The 15,424-nt window shown below is 40.5% G+C and carries 15 protein-coding genes; 2 read left to right on the plus strand and 13 right to left on the minus strand.

Annotation, left to right across the window (positions count from 1 at the left end):
- Positions 1 to 533: 533 nt before the first annotated feature.
- Positions 534 to 2,432 carry a YfaP family protein gene (locus KSO91_RS00005; RefSeq protein WP_238740053.1) on the minus strand — a complete coding sequence of 633 codons (1,899 nt, stop codon included), beginning with the start codon at positions 2,430 to 2,432 and terminating at the stop codon, positions 534 to 536.
- Between the two features lie 233 nt (positions 2,433 to 2,665).
- Between KSO91_RS00005 and KSO91_RS18040 the strand changes: the two genes are divergently transcribed.
- The gene (locus KSO91_RS18040) at positions 2,666 to 2,803 is read left to right on the plus strand and encodes a DUF3316 domain-containing protein (protein WP_476705447.1); all 138 of its coding nucleotides are present in this window, start codon (positions 2,666 to 2,668) and stop codon (positions 2,801 to 2,803) included.
- Positions 2,804 to 2,879: 76 nt separating this feature from the next.
- Here the strand turns inward: KSO91_RS18040 and KSO91_RS00010 are convergent, their stop codons facing one another.
- The 4 genes from KSO91_RS00010 to KSO91_RS00025 form a co-directional block, all read right to left on the minus strand.
- The gene (locus tag KSO91_RS00010; RefSeq protein ID WP_238740055.1) at positions 2,880 to 4,688 is read right to left on the minus strand and encodes a sugar phosphorylase; all 1,809 of its coding nucleotides are present in this window, start codon (positions 4,686 to 4,688) and stop codon (positions 2,880 to 2,882) included.
- Positions 4,689 to 4,780: 92 nt separating this feature from the next.
- Complete coding sequence (locus KSO91_RS00015) at positions 4,781 to 6,004, minus strand: glycosyltransferase family protein (RefSeq protein WP_238740057.1); 1,224 nt, start codon at positions 6,002 to 6,004, stop codon at positions 4,781 to 4,783.
- Positions 6,005 to 6,017: 13 nt separating this feature from the next.
- The gene (locus tag KSO91_RS00020; protein WP_238740059.1) at positions 6,018 to 6,854 is read right to left on the minus strand and encodes an HAD-IIB family hydrolase; all 837 of its coding nucleotides are present in this window, start codon (positions 6,852 to 6,854) and stop codon (positions 6,018 to 6,020) included.
- Positions 6,855 to 6,856: 2 nt separating this feature from the next.
- The gene (locus KSO91_RS00025) at positions 6,857 to 7,741 is read right to left on the minus strand and encodes a kinase (RefSeq protein ID WP_238740061.1); all 885 of its coding nucleotides are present in this window, start codon (positions 7,739 to 7,741) and stop codon (positions 6,857 to 6,859) included.
- A gap of 539 nt (positions 7,742 to 8,280) precedes the next feature.
- Here KSO91_RS00025 and KSO91_RS00030 point away from each other — a divergent pair.
- Positions 8,281 to 8,583 carry a hypothetical protein gene (locus KSO91_RS00030; protein ID WP_238740063.1) on the plus strand — a complete coding sequence of 101 codons (303 nt, stop codon included), beginning with the start codon at positions 8,281 to 8,283 and terminating at the stop codon, positions 8,581 to 8,583.
- A gap of 119 nt (positions 8,584 to 8,702) precedes the next feature.
- Here the strand turns inward: KSO91_RS00030 and KSO91_RS00035 are convergent, their stop codons facing one another.
- The 8 genes from KSO91_RS00035 to KSO91_RS00070 form a co-directional block, all read right to left on the minus strand.
- Positions 8,703 to 9,848 (minus strand): conjugal transfer protein TraF, encoded by a 1,146-nt coding sequence (locus KSO91_RS00035; RefSeq protein ID WP_238740065.1) that lies wholly within the window; start codon positions 9,846 to 9,848, stop codon positions 8,703 to 8,705.
- Between the two features lie 483 nt (positions 9,849 to 10,331).
- On the minus strand, positions 10,332 to 10,952 hold the full coding sequence (gene ureG / locus KSO91_RS00040; protein ID WP_238740067.1) for an urease accessory protein UreG: 621 nt from the start codon (positions 10,950 to 10,952) through the stop codon (positions 10,332 to 10,334).
- Positions 10,953 to 11,009: 57 nt separating this feature from the next.
- Positions 11,010 to 11,732 (minus strand): urease accessory protein UreF, encoded by a 723-nt coding sequence (locus tag KSO91_RS00045; protein WP_238740069.1) that lies wholly within the window; start codon positions 11,730 to 11,732, stop codon positions 11,010 to 11,012.
- Positions 11,695 to 12,147 (minus strand): urease accessory protein UreE, encoded by a 453-nt coding sequence (locus KSO91_RS00050; protein WP_238740071.1) that lies wholly within the window; start codon positions 12,145 to 12,147, stop codon positions 11,695 to 11,697. The genes KSO91_RS00045 and KSO91_RS00050 overlap by 38 nt, the downstream gene beginning before the upstream one ends.
- Positions 12,148 to 12,165: 18 nt before the next feature.
- Complete coding sequence (gene ureC / locus KSO91_RS00055; RefSeq protein WP_238740073.1) at positions 12,166 to 13,869, minus strand: urease subunit alpha; 1,704 nt, start codon at positions 13,867 to 13,869, stop codon at positions 12,166 to 12,168.
- Between the two features lie 2 nt (positions 13,870 to 13,871).
- Entirely contained in the window at positions 13,872 to 14,177 is a 306-nt protein-coding gene (locus KSO91_RS00060) for an urease subunit beta (protein ID WP_238740075.1), read from the minus strand.
- A gap of 11 nt (positions 14,178 to 14,188) precedes the next feature.
- Positions 14,189 to 14,491 (minus strand): urease subunit gamma, encoded by a 303-nt coding sequence (locus KSO91_RS00065; protein ID WP_238740077.1) that lies wholly within the window; start codon positions 14,489 to 14,491, stop codon positions 14,189 to 14,191.
- A gap of 12 nt (positions 14,492 to 14,503) precedes the next feature.
- Complete coding sequence (locus KSO91_RS00070) at positions 14,504 to 15,424, minus strand: urease accessory protein UreD (RefSeq protein ID WP_238740079.1); 921 nt, start codon at positions 15,422 to 15,424, stop codon at positions 14,504 to 14,506.

A 15,424-nucleotide genomic window follows, 5' to 3' on the forward strand; every position in this document is an offset into this window, starting at 1 on the left:
ATGTCTCTTGTTGTATTATCCTTTGTCTAGTTAACAAGTATTTTACCACAATGAGACATCAACCTCTTTAAAATCATCGAGTTATTTGGGTTTTATTGTTTGTTTTGAATCCCGAAACTTGAGTTATGTACTTAACTCAGGTAAAAATGGGAAAAGATGAAAACACGTCAAAAAATTGCACCGCAGAGTAAAATGAGGGAAAACAGAGAAAAACATAATTATCTTATATTTTAGTCTCTTAGTTTTTTCTCTGTGTAGCGCGTAGCGCCTCTGTTAATGAATGCGAACCGAAACGCAGTTTCGCAGTCGCATGAAGTGTGCGTGGTAGTGGTTTTAATCTTTTTACAAAAAATAACCTGAGTCATCTACATAAGCATGTAATTTTACATGCGTTTTTATTTTATTGTAAAAGTACTTATTCAACACCAGAAAATAGGCATAAAGGAAGAGAGTAATCGACTTCTTTGCAGATAAAAAACGATCGCAGCAAGAGATATGTGCGATCGCCATGATATTACTCGGTGCTTGCTTCTTTACTTAGCGTAATATTTACTGTGCAGCTTTGATGCGTTAATACTTGTTTTGACATATTTGTTGCGTGAACTTATCGCCAATGAGCCACCATCATCTGGCTCAAGAGACCAAGTATTAACCGTATTTACTGTCATGCTTCCACTTTCTTGCACTTCAATATCAAAAACATGCCACCAAATTTGCGCTACACCATCAGGTGGCGTAAATGAAGTTCGTTGTTCATTTATAATCAGCTCAACTCGTGTTTCTGCAGGCTGAATATCAGCATCGCCAGAAAAGTTGTGAACAAAGTATTGATACGTGCCCGGTAGGTTATATTTTGGAATAGTGATCACTTCGGGTCCATAACTATTAATATCATCAACATCAAGGTACATATTGACACCATTCACAATTTCACTGTCGTTGTAATATGCTATATGAAAACGTTCACCATTCGCACTGGGTCCGTAAAAGTGAGAATCTAAATCCGTAGGTGATAGCCCCCATTTTAATTCAATTTTAGACGTTGCTTTATCTAAAACTAAGCACTCATTCATTGTAAAATTGGTGGCGGCTGTAGTAACGGTGATAGTTCGGCTCTGGTGGTTATTACTTGCTGAAATAAACATGCTGCTGTTTGTTTTTACGGGCACCGTAAAATAACCGCCAATATCAGAAAATGCATTTGAGCGGCCGTTATAGTCATGCCCTTCTGTACTAATGCGAGCATCGACAATTCTTGTACCATCAATATCTTCAACACAGCCATTAATATTAACCGTTTCATAAACACGATCTGCATTCCAAGTGCTAAAGTGAGAAACCTTACCAAGGTAATAATCACCGCTTATATCACTGATAAGCGTAGCCTCTCCCTCTTCAACCCAAACACCATTAATATCATCATAATAATATAGTGGAATAGTGTTCGGTGGATTTACCCCTGAAACAGGGATATGAATTTCAGCCGTTTTATCCGCTCCAAGTTGTAAAGTTTCACCCGTTTCATTGGTAAAGGTTGCTGCAATAGCACCAAAAGACTCAATGGGTACCGATTGAGTTGGATCTTCGGCACTTTGAGTGATCATTTCACCCGGCATCAGATCGATATCTAATGTTGGGTCAATAATAAATAATTCTGAGGTTATATTGCCGCTGACGACTTCGCCATTGGCATCAACAAAACTATTTTCAGGGAGGAAAATCAACGGGAATCCATTAACTTTAAGCACATTCTCCACGGCGGCATTAAATATCACTTCTGCTTGAATCGGAGGAAGGTATAAATTAGCGGTATTATCAATTTCAGAGCCAATCAAACTGATTGATGCTTCTGCATAACCCGGTGCATCTGCAGAGATAACGGCATTACTGTAAGTTAATGTATCTAAATACTTTAATGAAAACTCACCATTTTCTTGAGACACTGTTTTATTAATTACCACGCCATTTATTGATAACTGTACCTCTCCATTGCTAATCGCTTGATTGGTGTAATAATTAATTAAGTTACCCGAAGCGGTCAGGTAAAATAATTCATGTAAAGAAAAAGTTACTTGGCTTGGCTGTGCATTATTTTCACCACCATCTTTAACTTGTATTGTGACCAAATTATTCTTCGATGCAGTTGCCGAAGAAATAAATGAAAGCACACCGTTTTCATCTATAGATAAGCCTTCAGGGCCTTTAATCACTTCAAATGTAAAATCGCTTGGGAAAGAATTATCGGGATCAGAAACAACAAGTTGATAAGAAAAACTATCACCTGATTCGATCTGTTTTGTTGTAATTTGCGCTAAGACAGGGCCCTTATTGGAAGAAGATTCAGGGGGTATTGTAGAAGAGTCGGAGCCTCCCCAACAACCCGTTAATAACAACATGGAAGTAAGGGAAGCCGCTTTTGTTAAATTACGCATGTAAAGTCCATTTTTTGATTATAATTTAATAATGGCGAGATAATAGCAATAAAACATAAAACATAAAACATAAAATTTGAACTTTAGGGGGGGGGATATGTTGCATCGGTGATTCTTTATTTTGACCTTGCCATTTGTACTGTTTATTAATCACCAATAGGGGCCGACAATGGATCCTGTAAAGCTTTCCTCTGCCGATTACAGCACTAAAACTGAAGCGTTAAATGCGGGGTATGGGATTGCAGAAGGATTTAATTGATGTTGATCAAACTGGAATAAAAGCTGAAAAATTTGCGCTATCTCGTGATGATATTCAATACCGCGCAGTGGTGAATGTGACTTACCATTTTGACACAAACAACAGTAACTAAATAAAGTTTCTAATAATAGAAATACTGAGAATATAAATCTCAGTATTTTATCTTTATCTTCTTATCTTTGATGGCCTCAAGATTGTATATTACTGATCCATACCGTTTGGTAAGGAAGCAGTGTTAACATTTCTTGTAAAGGATCAACGGTTATACCCGAAATCAATTCAAACCAACTATCTGTCAATACTAAGTTTAGCCCATTAAGTGATAGATCAACGTCTTCGTTGGTAATATTGCTGATACAAAATATACTTTGTTTTCTAGCCATGCTTTGGCGCCAAAAACCAAAAAGTTGTAAACCTAAATGAAGCGTAAACTGAGTTGCATTGGGATGAAAAGCGGGTTGCCTGATGCGAATACTCAGAAGCTTTTTAAGTGATGATAAGACGATATGGTGATGGTTATTTTGATCGCCAAGATTTTCCTGCAATAAATCATAATCCCAACGGTGGCGGTTGATCGCTCTGTTTTGTTGGCTATTTTCATATTTTTCATAATCATTGCGCGTACCTAACAGGCTATGAATATAAATACCGGGAATGCCTTCAAGGGCAAACATAATTGCATGAGCACAAATAAATCGTTGCAATCCGAGATTATCTTTACCTGCGGTCGTACCTTGTAGGGCGTCATATAAGGCGATATTAATTTCATAGGCTTTTTGTTTGTTAGACTCGCCGCTACGCCATGATATTTTAGCGCCAAACGCTTGCATCGTCTCAACCAAAGTGGTTAGTTCTTGATCATCGAGTAAGCCTTCAGCTGGTCTTAAACCAATGCCGTCATGGGAGGCAATGAAATTAAAATAACAGGTGCCATTCTGAGCAGGGGGCATGCTCATTAACCAACGTTTTAGGTATAAGCAGTTACCCGTAACTAAGGTGTTGATCAATAAAGGCGGCAACGAGAAATTATAAATAGAATGCGCTTCATTAGCATTACCAAAATAGGTCAAATTTTGGGTGTTAGGGACATTGGTTTCGGTAATAATAATGGCATCAGATTGGGCATGTTCAATCAGGGTTCTCAATAAGCGAACCACCTCGTGGGTTTGTGGCAGGTTAATGCAGCTGCTACCAATGGTTTTCCATAAAAACGCAACAGCATCAAAGCGAAATATACTTACTCCCATATCAAGGTATAAGCGAATAATAGACACAAAACTTTTCAGTACGTCAGGATTTCTAAAATCAAAATCAACTTGATCATGGCTAAAAGTACACCACACATATTGCGTGCCTTTGCCTGTTGGTGTTTCTTTTAACAAAGCAGAGGTTCTTGGACGCACTACATCAGTCGTATCATCATCAGGTGAAGCCGTGTAGAAAAAGTCATGGCCAATTCCTTCTCCTTTAATAAAATTCTGAAACCACGCACTGCGACTTGAACAGTGGTTGATGACAAGATCCGACATTAAGCGTCGATGCTTGGCAATTTCGTTAATCTCCGGCCAACCACCAACAGATTCATTGACACTGGAATAATCGATAACCGAGAAGCCATCATCGGAGCTATAGGGAAAAAATGGCAGTATATGCACGCTATTAATGCTTTCACCAATATAGGTATCGATAAAATTTTGCAAAGTCACTAAGGGTTTCTGCTGTTGCTGCATGACGCTGTCAGCATAGGTGATCATGATAACGTCTTTCTCAGACCAATGGTTTTCATAAGGGGTGGGTTTGTAAAGCGTTTCATTAAGACGCATCAGTTTAATTAACTCATTGCCAAGCGCTGTGCTATCAATGCTTGAATCAACATCTTTATAAATGAAATCAATCTGCTGGGTCAATTTTGCTTGCAATGCTTGCAACTCAATCTGCTGAGTCAATTTAGCTTGTAATGCTTGTAACTCTTCACTTGTTTTATTTAAATCGACCATAATTATCCCTTAACTATTTTTATAACCTAACTATCCCATCGTGTGAACAATATTTATATTGGGATGGCTAGGTTGTTAAATAAGTTTGTCCGTTATTCACTAAACTCTTGGTAATCTAGCTCGACTGCTTCTTTAAGTTGTTCGAGTACATCTGGCATCGCACTGATAACCCGATTCCATGATGGAATAAAGGGTGTATCCATTGGTTTATCTAAAAATATTTGACCGGCCGTCATGATATTTTCAGCAAACATCTCAACTGCTTTTTCTTCATTATGAATGTCTAGTTGCAAACCGTTCATCATGGCATCACAGCGATACATTTCTATATAATCAAGGGCGATACGATAATAAGTAGCCTTGAGAGTACGGATGGTTTCGCTGGTAAAGGTTTCGCCCTGAGTGGCCAATTTACGAATAAATGCTTTGGTAATATCAACCGACATTTTAGATAAACCTGCTTCCACATTTTCTAGAGACAAATCTTGATGTTTATGATCGTAAGCATCAGCAATATCTACCTGACATGTTCGATTACTTGCATAGTTACGATGCATCTCCGAAAGAACGCCAATTTCTAGCCCCCAATCACTTGGAATGCGTAAATCAGTTAGCACATCTTTTCTAAAGGAAAACTCGCCTGCTAGTGGGTAGAGAAAGCTATCGATAAATTCTAAATATTCATTATGACCGATGGTTTTCTTTAATGCCTTAACCAGTGGCGTAACCAATAGGCGAGATACTCGGCCATTTATTTTTCCACCTGCGATACGTGCGTAGTATCCTTTACAAAATTCGTAGTTGAAATGCGGGTTGGCTACTGGATAAATCAGTCGAGCTAATAATGAACGATCGTAGGTGACAATGTCGCAATCGTGCAATGCGACGGATTCAGTTTTACCTGATGCCAATGTATAACCCATGCAATACCAAACATTTCGTCCTTTACCGAGTTCTTTAGGCGCGACGCCGAGTTTTTGCAGTTTGGCATCTAAAGCTTGTAATCTTGGGCCTTCATTCCATAAGACGCGATGATTTTGTGGCAGTTTTTTGAAAAATTTCAAGGCATGACGAAATTGTGCTTCAGTCGCTCGATCTAACCCAATAACAATTTCTGTTAGGTAGGGGACTTCACATAAATGATCGACAATAGCAGGCAATGCCTCACCCTCTAATTCTGAAAATAACGAGGGTAAAATCAGTCCCATTGGTCGTGCTTTAGAAAATTGTTGTAACTCTTGTTCAAGATCTTTATTACTACGTTGCGACAAGTTATGCATTGTTGTAACAATACCGTTCTGATAAAAGTCAGCCATAAGAAAGTATCCTTTATAGTTTATTAATTAAGGGTGATAATAAAATTTTATGTAGTGATTCTGCCCAGCCTGCCGGGCCATCCTGGCGACTCTGGTATACTTGATGTTCCCTTTTTAAACGAGGGAAATCATGCACTGGAGAATGGATCTGGATAGCAATAGTAGCTTCTTCAAGCATCGCATTGTCATTTTTGCTATCACCAAGTGCGATTGTTATGATCTCTTTTTGCGGGTGTTCTTTTTGATATTGCTCGCTTAACCAGCGCTGAGCTTGACCTTTGTCGCAGTTTCCACTGACATGTAAGAACCGACCACCTTGGAGAATATTCGCGCCTAATGCGCGCATTTTTTGAGTAAATTCTACTTGCGATTGTGCGGAACCTAGCCAGTTAAGTGGTTCACTGTATTGACGCATTTTTGCCATTGCTGCTTTATCAATACTTAGCCCGGTAAGCGCCGATAATTGTGTGTCACTTAATTGTGAAAATCCTTGAAAATCATTCTGAAAATGTTGAGCATGCTGCTTTAATAATGATAACCAATGCTCTTTTGGTTGAGTGAATGATTTAACCCAAAAACCATTTTCTAAGTGCGTGTCTTGAGGCGGTACTTTAAAATAATTTACTGGGATATAAACAGCGGCGCCATTTTCAATAATAAAGGGGGAATTCAAATTTAATTGTTTTCGAATTAATAATATCTCTTGCTGAGTTTTACTACTATTTGGAATAATCGGGATATTATTAAATTTAAGTGTGGTGATCGTTTCGTCTGCCGCATCGGTTTGATAAGTATAATGGTCAAGTAACGTGCCATCTAAATCGGTAAAGACGATTGCTTTTTTTTGCATCTTTAGTCCTTTTTTTTAGTTACGGTTCGTTCTATCTGGCGATCTTTATTTAGGTAATAAACGAGATCGCAACCTTCGCCCATTGTTGCTAAACAATGCTCTGTTAAGCGTTGGTAATATTGAATAAATTGTAATACTTGTTGATCAGACATTAGGCTATCGCGATCCTTAATGTCTGTTTTTAGGGTTAGTTTATGCTCTTGTTCAAGACGCCATTGATAAACGCAAGTAAATGAAGGGGCTTGCAGTAATACCCAGAAGTCCATCTCGTCATAGAGCGGGAGATAATCAGTCGATAATGTCTGGTTAACAAAGCTACGCCATAAACCTTGCGTATCAAACTCTTGCTCTAGGTCATTTACTGGTTTAATTAACGCTTGTTCATCCTGTGGCGTGACTCCCCAGCACCATCCTTCAAAGAGAACGATATCTACAGGCAAATTAACTTTTGGCCATTGCTCAATGGGGAACGGGTTATCTGTTACTTTATTAAAACGGGGAAGTGCAACTGTGCCACGGTCTTCTGCTAACTGAGTGAATATTTGTTGGATATGTTGGGTATCGTGAGTGCCAGGCACTCCACGGGTTGCTAGAAGAGGATGGATAGTATTTGCTAATTCTGAGCGAATTTTCTGTGAGAAATAAAAATCATCAAGAGACAGCACAATGATATTCAAATCAGTGTAATGGCTAATATAATCACAAATAAAGTCAGATAAAGTTGACTTTCCAGAGCCCTGACAGCCATTTATAGCAACAAAAAACGGGCTTTTTAGCTGTTGGCTCTGCTGCTCGATAATGGTTTCAGCAAGAGGAACAAAGTGTGTTTTCGCTACCGTGATGAAATCGTGAGCGAGTTGATGCCTGTTAATAAATGATGCGAACATTAAATACTCTCCTCGACAACGTATTTATTTATATAAAGCAATAATCAGACCAATCTAAAAACAACCTGCCAGTAGCCACTGTGTGATTTTAATGTGTTGTTATTAAAAGGTTAAAACTCCATTTTCATGGATAACTAGTCAGAGTTTAATCATAATTAATTTAGATAATCGTAAGCTGTGGATCAATTTGGTGCAATATAAAACCTATTACGACGAGCAACATGACGGATAGGAAATGCACTACCCGTAATCCCCAAGCAAACGTTATATTTTTATTTTATCTTTTTTTACCTTATGTTTTATCTTTTTTCTTGTGTATATTGGCATCGTGCAATATGCTAAATTACTCTGCTTGGGTTATCTTTTTGAAAGCGGACGGGCTATTGAGCGAGTATTAGTGATAATAAGTTTTTAGTTGTCATTAAGATGTTGCTCAGATAATAGATTTAAATACCCGGTTTTAAAATGAGGGAACACTTGAAAACTAACATAAGCATCGATTGTATTTTTTAATAACTCAGAAGGAACATGTGATGAATTTGATTAAATTGGTAGGCGTTTCAGCCATTATTTTGGGACTGGCTGCTTGTGGGCAGGCTGATAAAAAGACTGACGTTGAAAAAATGGAAAGTGCGATATCTGATACAATGAGTTCTACTAAAGAAGCTGCCACTAAGGCTGCGGATGAGGTTGGCGACGGCGTGGGAGAATTGGTCGAAGACGCCAAAGATGCAGGTGCAGAGATGGCAGATGATGCCGCTGAGCTGGGTCAGAATATCAAGAAAAAGACTGAAGAAACAATGAAGGATGCCGAGTCTGCCATTGAAGATCTTAAAGAATAAATTCTCTTTGTCGTTTATTTGAGCAAAGGGCCTTGTTCCTTTGCTCAAATAGCAAATCTTGCGTGTATGACTTGAGTGGTAAACCTTTAGAGTCCCATCTTGTGAACTTTTTCAGTTAACTAAAAGGTAAACGCTAAATTAGCCGAAGCAGCAAACTGATTATCTCCCGCATAAGCGCCTGCGAGATCAAGGCTTACTACATCAAATGGGCTGATACCAATGCCGGCAGTGATTGAGTTATCAAGCGTATCTTCCATATCAATTTCGTAACCTGCACGTAACTGAGCCCAACCCCATGCATTACCTTCTATACCAGCACGGAGAAATTGTGTGTCATCATCTCTATTTTGGAAACGAGTTTGCTTAGTTAAATCAGCATCAAACGCAGCAGTAAAGTAATCAGATACATAAGCAAGACCGAGTGTCACTTGTGTGTCTAACTTATAAGTATCCGTTAAACCTCTATTATTATTTGCTTCAATTTCTTGCGCGAACAGATCTTTAACTGCTAAGCCAGCCCGGACATTACCTTTATACCACATAGCACCTAAGTCCACGTTGAATGCACTCTTTGTTATTTCACTTTTATCATAATCTTCAATATCAAAATCTTCCACGCTGGCACGTTGTGCATAGGTTGTCATTTTTTGGTATTTAGGCGTAATGCCGAAAGAGACTTTTTCATTGGCAATGGTGAATTCTTTGGCTAAAGATAAACCCATTTCAGCATATCCAAATGCAAGCATATCCACAGTAGAGTCAGTGTAACGGTTGACGGGGTTTACATCGCCGGATATATCCATATCAGCCACAACTTCCATATAACCACGGGCAAATAAGTTAGTGGATACGGCTTTGGTTGGCAATGCGATAGCAAATCCAAGACCCACAGTAACGGTTAGATCTGCATTGCCTTGTAGCTCATCAAGGTATCCATCGATCCGGTTAAGTGCATTGACGTTTGTTGAACCTGAACTTTCAAAATCTTCAATCGCGGTTTGTAGATCATCAAGCGTGGTTAAACTATCATCAACATCATAGATAGAAGCGGCTACAGCGGGGACAAGTATGGCAAAGTCATCGTCATCTCTAAAGCTGGCACCTAGAGCGGGGTTATAAAATGGTGCTGTCAGATAATCAGCCGAAGCAACGCCTGTATTGCCCATTGCATTACCACGGGCATCCGCTATTTTGTTGGCCGCATTTACAGAAGAGGTTAATAATGCGCTGCTAATACTTAAGGCCAAAAGGGCTTTCTTATTCATATGCAAAATCTCTTTTTAATTTAGTGAAGATGAATTGAGTTACTGTGATGGATAGTATGTGATTTAGAATGAAAATATTTAGATCTACAACAAAAAGTAATTTATTGACACCCTCAGGGGCTGTTTTATTCATTATTCTAACATTTCAAATAACTCATCAATGAATTTCTTTTGCGAGACAATACTCATTGCCGTGCTAGTCGCATCTCGATAATCTTGCTCTTTTTCAATTCATAAACGTTGTTCGATATCATAACTGTCGCTACCTTCCATTTGCCTCGTTACTTTATCGCCGGCCCTTAGCCCCTTAGTAAAGGATTCTGTTTGCAAAAAGGCTGTCGTAGACAGCGCCAAAAAAATAAATTAAGGTGTATTGACTGATTCGCTAGTTGAGCGGCTCACTAATATTAGCCGCCAGTTTAACGGAACTGTGCCACTAAAAAATATTTTAGGGGCATAAAAGTTTGCTATGATCTACTGTGATTACCCCTCAATCGTTAACATCCCTTCGCTTTCAATAAAGGCAATAATATCAGCGAGTCCCTGTTTGCTTTTCATATTACTAAAGACAAAAGGCTTGTCGCCACGCATTTTTTTTGCATCTCTGTCCATCACGTCTAGTGATGCACCGACCAGATCTGCAACATCAATCTTGTTGATAATCAATAGATCTGATTTGGTAATACCGGGACCGCCTTTACGTGGAATTTTATCGCCAGCAGACACATCAATCACATATAACGTTAAGTCGGAGAGTTCCGGACTAAACGTGGCGCTAAGGTTATCACCACCGCTTTCAACTAAAACAAAGTCTAGGCCAGGATGACGCGCATGCAGCTCATCAATGGCAGCGAGATTCATTGACGCATCTTCACGAATAGCGGTATGTGGGCAACCGCCTGTTTCCACGCCTATAATGCGATCTTCACTGAGTGCTCCGTTGCGAGTTAAAAACTGAGCATCTTCATAAGTATAAATATCATTAGTGACCACCGCCATATCGTATTTATTGCGTAGCGCTAAGCATAATTCGCTGAGTAGGGCGGTTTTACCTGAACCGACTGGGCCGCCGACGCCAATTCTTAACAGTTGTTTTTTTCTCATGATAGATCTCTTTTTGTTAGATTTTCTAAATTATAAATAGTGAACATCAATCATCTTTTAAGAGCGAAATAAGCGCGTGTATTGAGTTTCATGCCAAGCGCTCGCCATTGCAAGACGTGGTAAACTACCGCCTAATTCACTATTATCGAGTTGATTGGCAAACTCAATCAGTTCACCCACTTTTTCGCTTAAATCAAATAATAGGTTTTGTGCTTGCGTTTGCCCTAAGGGCACAAGTTTTGTTGCAGCCGCGACCTGATTATCTATATAGGTCCAACAGAAGCCACTTTGAGCACTCTTTAAATCAAGCTTACAAAGATAAGCACTGATTGCGAAAACGCTGACAAAACTGATTTCAGTTAGCGCAAACAGTTCACTGTACGCTGTGCTATCGACATTGTTTAACTGTCTTAATAGCCTAACCATCGCTTTACCCATGGCTAAATCCGCAAGGCGCAGTTCGCTGCTTTCGCGACAGGCGATCAGATGCTGGTTCCAGTAGGCAAACTCTTCTAATTCATTTTGCTGCAGCGCACTATAAAGACGTTTTAAAATGGCAATATCAGTACGGGCAAGCGACTCGCTTAAATTGAGTGATGTCCAATTAAAGCAACTTATTGGATCGTTGATCCAGCCCATTTCAACGGCATATTCCAGCCCTTGGGAAAATGAAAAGCCACCAACCGGTAAGTTAGCACTGCAGAGCTGTAATAAACGATTAAGTTTAACCGGATCACTGTGACTAATGGGCATGGCTATGGCCTGATTTTGATGTCCCATAGGCGCCATTTTCAGGTTCAAATACAGCCGGCGTTTGATTGATCGACAATCCATATTTTTCAGCGAGTGCTTCTAAAACATGATCGGGCTTAAAACGCACCCATAGTTCACCGATTTGCAATGCTGTATGGCGGTTACCCAAGTGATAACAAATTTTACTAAAAGCTAGCCAATCGTTCGCCACCGCGGTTGAAACCGCTTCTTTTGCCCCTTTTACTGCGATCAGTAAGCCACATTCTGTTTTTAATATTTCACCCACCAGTAGTGGGTGACCACGTTCAACAAAAATAGCGATATCAGCCCCTTGATCGGTACATCCTTTAATACGCGACTTTTTACGCGTATCGTGATCTAAGGTGATGGAATCATTGATTGTGTCGTGTGTATGAGAAAGTCTTTCAAAAACCTGCAACATATCTTCTACCTCTGTTTTCTAAAATAAGCAATAACGTTGTGCTAACGGTAGTTCAGCCGCTGGTTCACAGGTTAATAGTTCGCCATTGGCGCGTACTTCATAAGTCTGAGCATCCACTTCAATTTTGGGTTGCCAGTTATTGTGGATCATATCTTTTTTACCAATATCACGGGTATTTTTACAAACGCCGATCATACGCGTCATGCCGATTTGTTCAGGTACTTTTTTATCAATGGCAACTTGCGGTAAAAAGGTCATGGATGTTTTTGCTGCTGCTAAACCAAAGGAGCCAAACATCGGACGATAATAAACCGGCTGCGGTGTTGGAATCGATGCATTTGCATCCCCCATGGGGGCGGCAGCGATAAAACCTGATTTTATGATCATCGCAGGTTTAATGCCAAAAAAAGCAGGTTTCCATAAGACTAGATCAGCAAGTTTGCCCACTTCAATGGATCCGACTTCATGACTGATACCATGGCTGATAGCCGGATTGATGGTGTATTTGGCAATATAACGTTTTAATCTGAAGTTATCATTGCGCTCGGTATCGGGGGCTAATGGACCTCGCTGCTGTTTCATTTTATGAGCCGTTTGCCAAGTGCGGGTGATCATCTCTCCAACGCGGCCCATTGCCTGTGAGTCTGATGCGATCATGCTGATTGCTCCTAGGTCATGGAGAATATCTTCAGCGGCAATACTTTCTTTACGAATACGCGAATCGGCAAAGGCAACATCTTCCGGAATTGAGGGATCCAAATGGTGACAGACCATCAGCATATCTAGATGCTCATCGATGGTATTAACCGTATAGGGGCGGGTTGGATTAGTTGAAGAGGGTAGTACATTAGGCTCCCCACAAGCGCGGATAATATCGGGTGAATGACCGCCGCCAGCACCTTCAGTGTGGTAGGTATGAATCGTACGTCCTTTAAATGCGCCCATGGTATCTTCCACAAAACCCGATTCATTCAAGGTGTCCGTATGAATTGCTACTTGTACATCGTAACGCTCGGCAACTGATAAACAGTTATCTATCGCCGCGGGTGTTGTGCCCCAATCTTCATGCAGTTTTAAGCCACAAACACCGGCTTCAATTTGTTCTTCTAAAGCTAACGGTAAACTGGTGTTACCTTTACCTAAAAAGCCAAAGTTCATGGCAAAATCGTTGGTCGCCTGAATCATCTTATGAATATGCCAAGGCCCGGGAGTACAAGTGGTCGCTTTAGTACCTGTTGCCGGTCCTGTGCCGCCGCCTATCATGGTGGTAACGCCGGACATTAGTGCTTCTTCGATTTGCTGAGGACAGATAAAATGGATATGCGCATCAATGCCGCCAGCGGTTAAAATTTGTCCTTCACCAGCGATTATTTCTGTGCCGGGGCCAATTTCGATATCGATATTATCCTGAATATCGGGATTGCCCGCTTTACCAATCACCGCTATTCGGCCATCTTTAATCCCCAAATCGGCTTTAACGATGCCCCAGTGATCTAAAATAAGGGCATTGGTGATCACCGTATCAACCGTTGTATAGCAAGAGCCTTGGCTCTGTCCCATGCCATCACGGATCACTTTCCCACCGCCAAATTTAACTTCTTCCCCATATTGAGTGTGATCTTTTTCAACTTCTAGCCATAAATCAGTGTCACCTAAACGAACCCGATCGCCAACGGTAGGACCAAACATATGTGCATAAGCATGTTTATCGATAGTTGCCATAATTATAAATCCCCTTGAATTTCTGCGCGAAAGCCAAATACGCGGCGCTTACCTCGGTAAGCGATTAAAGTTACTTCTCTTTGTTGTCCCGGTTCAAATCGCACCGCAGTACCTGATGTGATATCTAGGCGATAGCCTTTACAGGCAGCGCGATCAAATTTTAAGGCGGGGTTGACCTCATAAAAATGGTAATGAGATCCAACTTGAATAGGGCGATCACCGGAATTGGCCACGGTGATAGTAAATTGCGCGCAGCCAACATTTAATTCGCGCAGACCTGAATCTGTTTTTATTTCCCCAGGGATCATAACTTGCTCCATTAAATTATAGGGTTATGGACAGTAACTAGTTTTGTGCCATCAACAAAGGTCGCTTCTACTTGTACTTCTGGAATCAGTTCAGCGATGCCGTCCATCACTTGATCGCGTGTTAGCAGCGTGCGCCCATAATCCATCATCTCGGCAACACTTTTACCGTCACGTGCCCCCTCCATAATTTCCATGGAAATATAAGCCATCGCTTCGGGATAATTAAGTTTTACGCCGCGCTTTAGTCGCCGTTCAGCTAATAATGCAGCTGTAAAAATAAGTAGTTTGTCTTTTTCTCTAGGTAACAGATCCATAATATTCCCTTTTTAGGTGTGCCAAATTCTGGGTTGAATAGCCGTTTTGTTAATCAGTTGCGGCCGCAATAATTGCCATAATCTGATAAATAGCCGTTTGCATTGCTGTGCATGTTGCCCTAAATAACGGATAACCAATAAACCGTTGATCTCTGTAATACTGATTTTATCACTCGCTTCAGCTTGGCTTATCTGCTCGCGAAGCTGTTCAACTAATTTTTTGCGCATCGCAATGTCGGTTAACTGAGCGGGAGCATAGGCTAAAAATGTTGCAAAAACAGTGTTGCCAGCCAATCCGGCGGGACTGTTTAATAGCTGATTTTCTGGAGAGAGCGCGATGCGATCATGGTAAATAAGTTTGTTGTCACAAAATAGGCGGTTTAATTGGCTGTATTTACCCTGACTAAAGGGTTGTGCCGAATCGGGTAACCCAAGGCAGGTAATATCCCAGCCGAGATAAACCGTGCTACTGGTTAAGTGGATATCGACACTATTAAAGCCATCGGCACCTTCGTAAACGATGGTTTCTTGTGGGAAATTTTCACATGTAGCCTGCGCGGCAAGATCAAATTGGGTAATTTGAGTCTGTTTAGAATCGCCAATGCTTAAATCCTGACGGGCTCGATAAAAACGGCCTGCACCTGGGGTTGTAAATAAAAGATGGGCATTTTTTTTAACCATGACGCTAATGCGTAGTTCATCTCCAGAGACAATCCCCGCGGGGGGATGCAGCAGGTATATATGGGCGCAATCCTTGCCTTCTGGATAAAAGGCTTTCTGAACTGATAACGGCCCTTTACGTTGAGTGCGGGTAAGTTGTGTACCGACAGGAGTATCACTAAACTCTAAGGATAAATTAGCCAACCAATGATTTTTCAGTGGTTTTATTCGCGTTTCTGGGTTTATCTTTGTCGTTAATATTGTATTTGTCAT

This window comes from Psychromonas antarctica, assembly GCF_022267535.1.
In the GTDB taxonomy this organism is placed as follows: Bacteria; Pseudomonadota; Gammaproteobacteria; order Enterobacterales; family Psychromonadaceae; genus Psychromonas; species Psychromonas antarctica.

What these genes read in the sequence shown, in the direction of transcription:
- KSO91_RS00015 (WP_238740057.1), bottom strand. Translation starts at nt 6,004, where the DNA reads ATGGCTGACTTTTATCAGAACGGTATTGTTACAACAATGCATAACTTG.
- KSO91_RS18040 (WP_476705447.1), top strand. Translation starts at nt 2,666, where the DNA reads ATGGGATTGCAGAAGGATTTAATTGATGTTGATCAAACTGGAATAAAA.
- KSO91_RS00035 (WP_238740065.1), bottom strand. Translation starts at nt 9,848, where the DNA reads ATGAATAAGAAAGCCCTTTTGGCCTTAAGTATTAGCAGCGCATTATTA.
- KSO91_RS00045 (WP_238740069.1), bottom strand. Translation starts at nt 11,732, where the DNA reads ATGGGACATCAAAATCAGGCCATAGCCATGCCCATTAGTCACAGTGAT.
- KSO91_RS00020 (WP_238740059.1), bottom strand. Translation starts at nt 6,854, where the DNA reads ATGCAAAAAAAAGCAATCGTCTTTACCGATTTAGATGGCACGTTACTT.
- KSO91_RS00050 (WP_238740071.1), bottom strand. Translation starts at nt 12,147, where the DNA reads ATGTTGCAGGTTTTTGAAAGACTTTCTCATACACACGACACAATCAAT.
- KSO91_RS00065 (WP_238740077.1), bottom strand. Translation starts at nt 14,491, where the DNA reads ATGGATCTGTTACCTAGAGAAAAAGACAAACTACTTATTTTTACAGCT.
- KSO91_RS00060 (WP_238740075.1), bottom strand. Translation starts at nt 14,177, where the DNA reads ATGATCCCTGGGGAAATAAAAACAGATTCAGGTCTGCGCGAATTAAAT.
- KSO91_RS00005 (WP_238740053.1), bottom strand. Translation starts at nt 2,432, where the DNA reads ATGCGTAATTTAACAAAAGCGGCTTCCCTTACTTCCATGTTGTTATTA.
- KSO91_RS00010 (WP_238740055.1), bottom strand. Translation starts at nt 4,688, where the DNA reads ATGGTCGATTTAAATAAAACAAGTGAAGAGTTACAAGCATTACAAGCT.
- ureC (WP_238740073.1), bottom strand. Translation starts at nt 13,869, where the DNA reads ATGGCAACTATCGATAAACATGCTTATGCACATATGTTTGGTCCTACC.
- KSO91_RS00070 (WP_238740079.1), bottom strand. Translation starts at nt 15,424, where the DNA reads ATGACAAATACAATATTAACGACAAAGATAAACCCAGAAACGCGAATA.
- KSO91_RS00025 (WP_238740061.1), bottom strand. Translation starts at nt 7,741, where the DNA reads ATGTTCGCATCATTTATTAACAGGCATCAACTCGCTCACGATTTCATC.
- ureG (WP_238740067.1), bottom strand. Translation starts at nt 10,952, where the DNA reads ATGAGAAAAAAACAACTGTTAAGAATTGGCGTCGGCGGCCCAGTCGGT.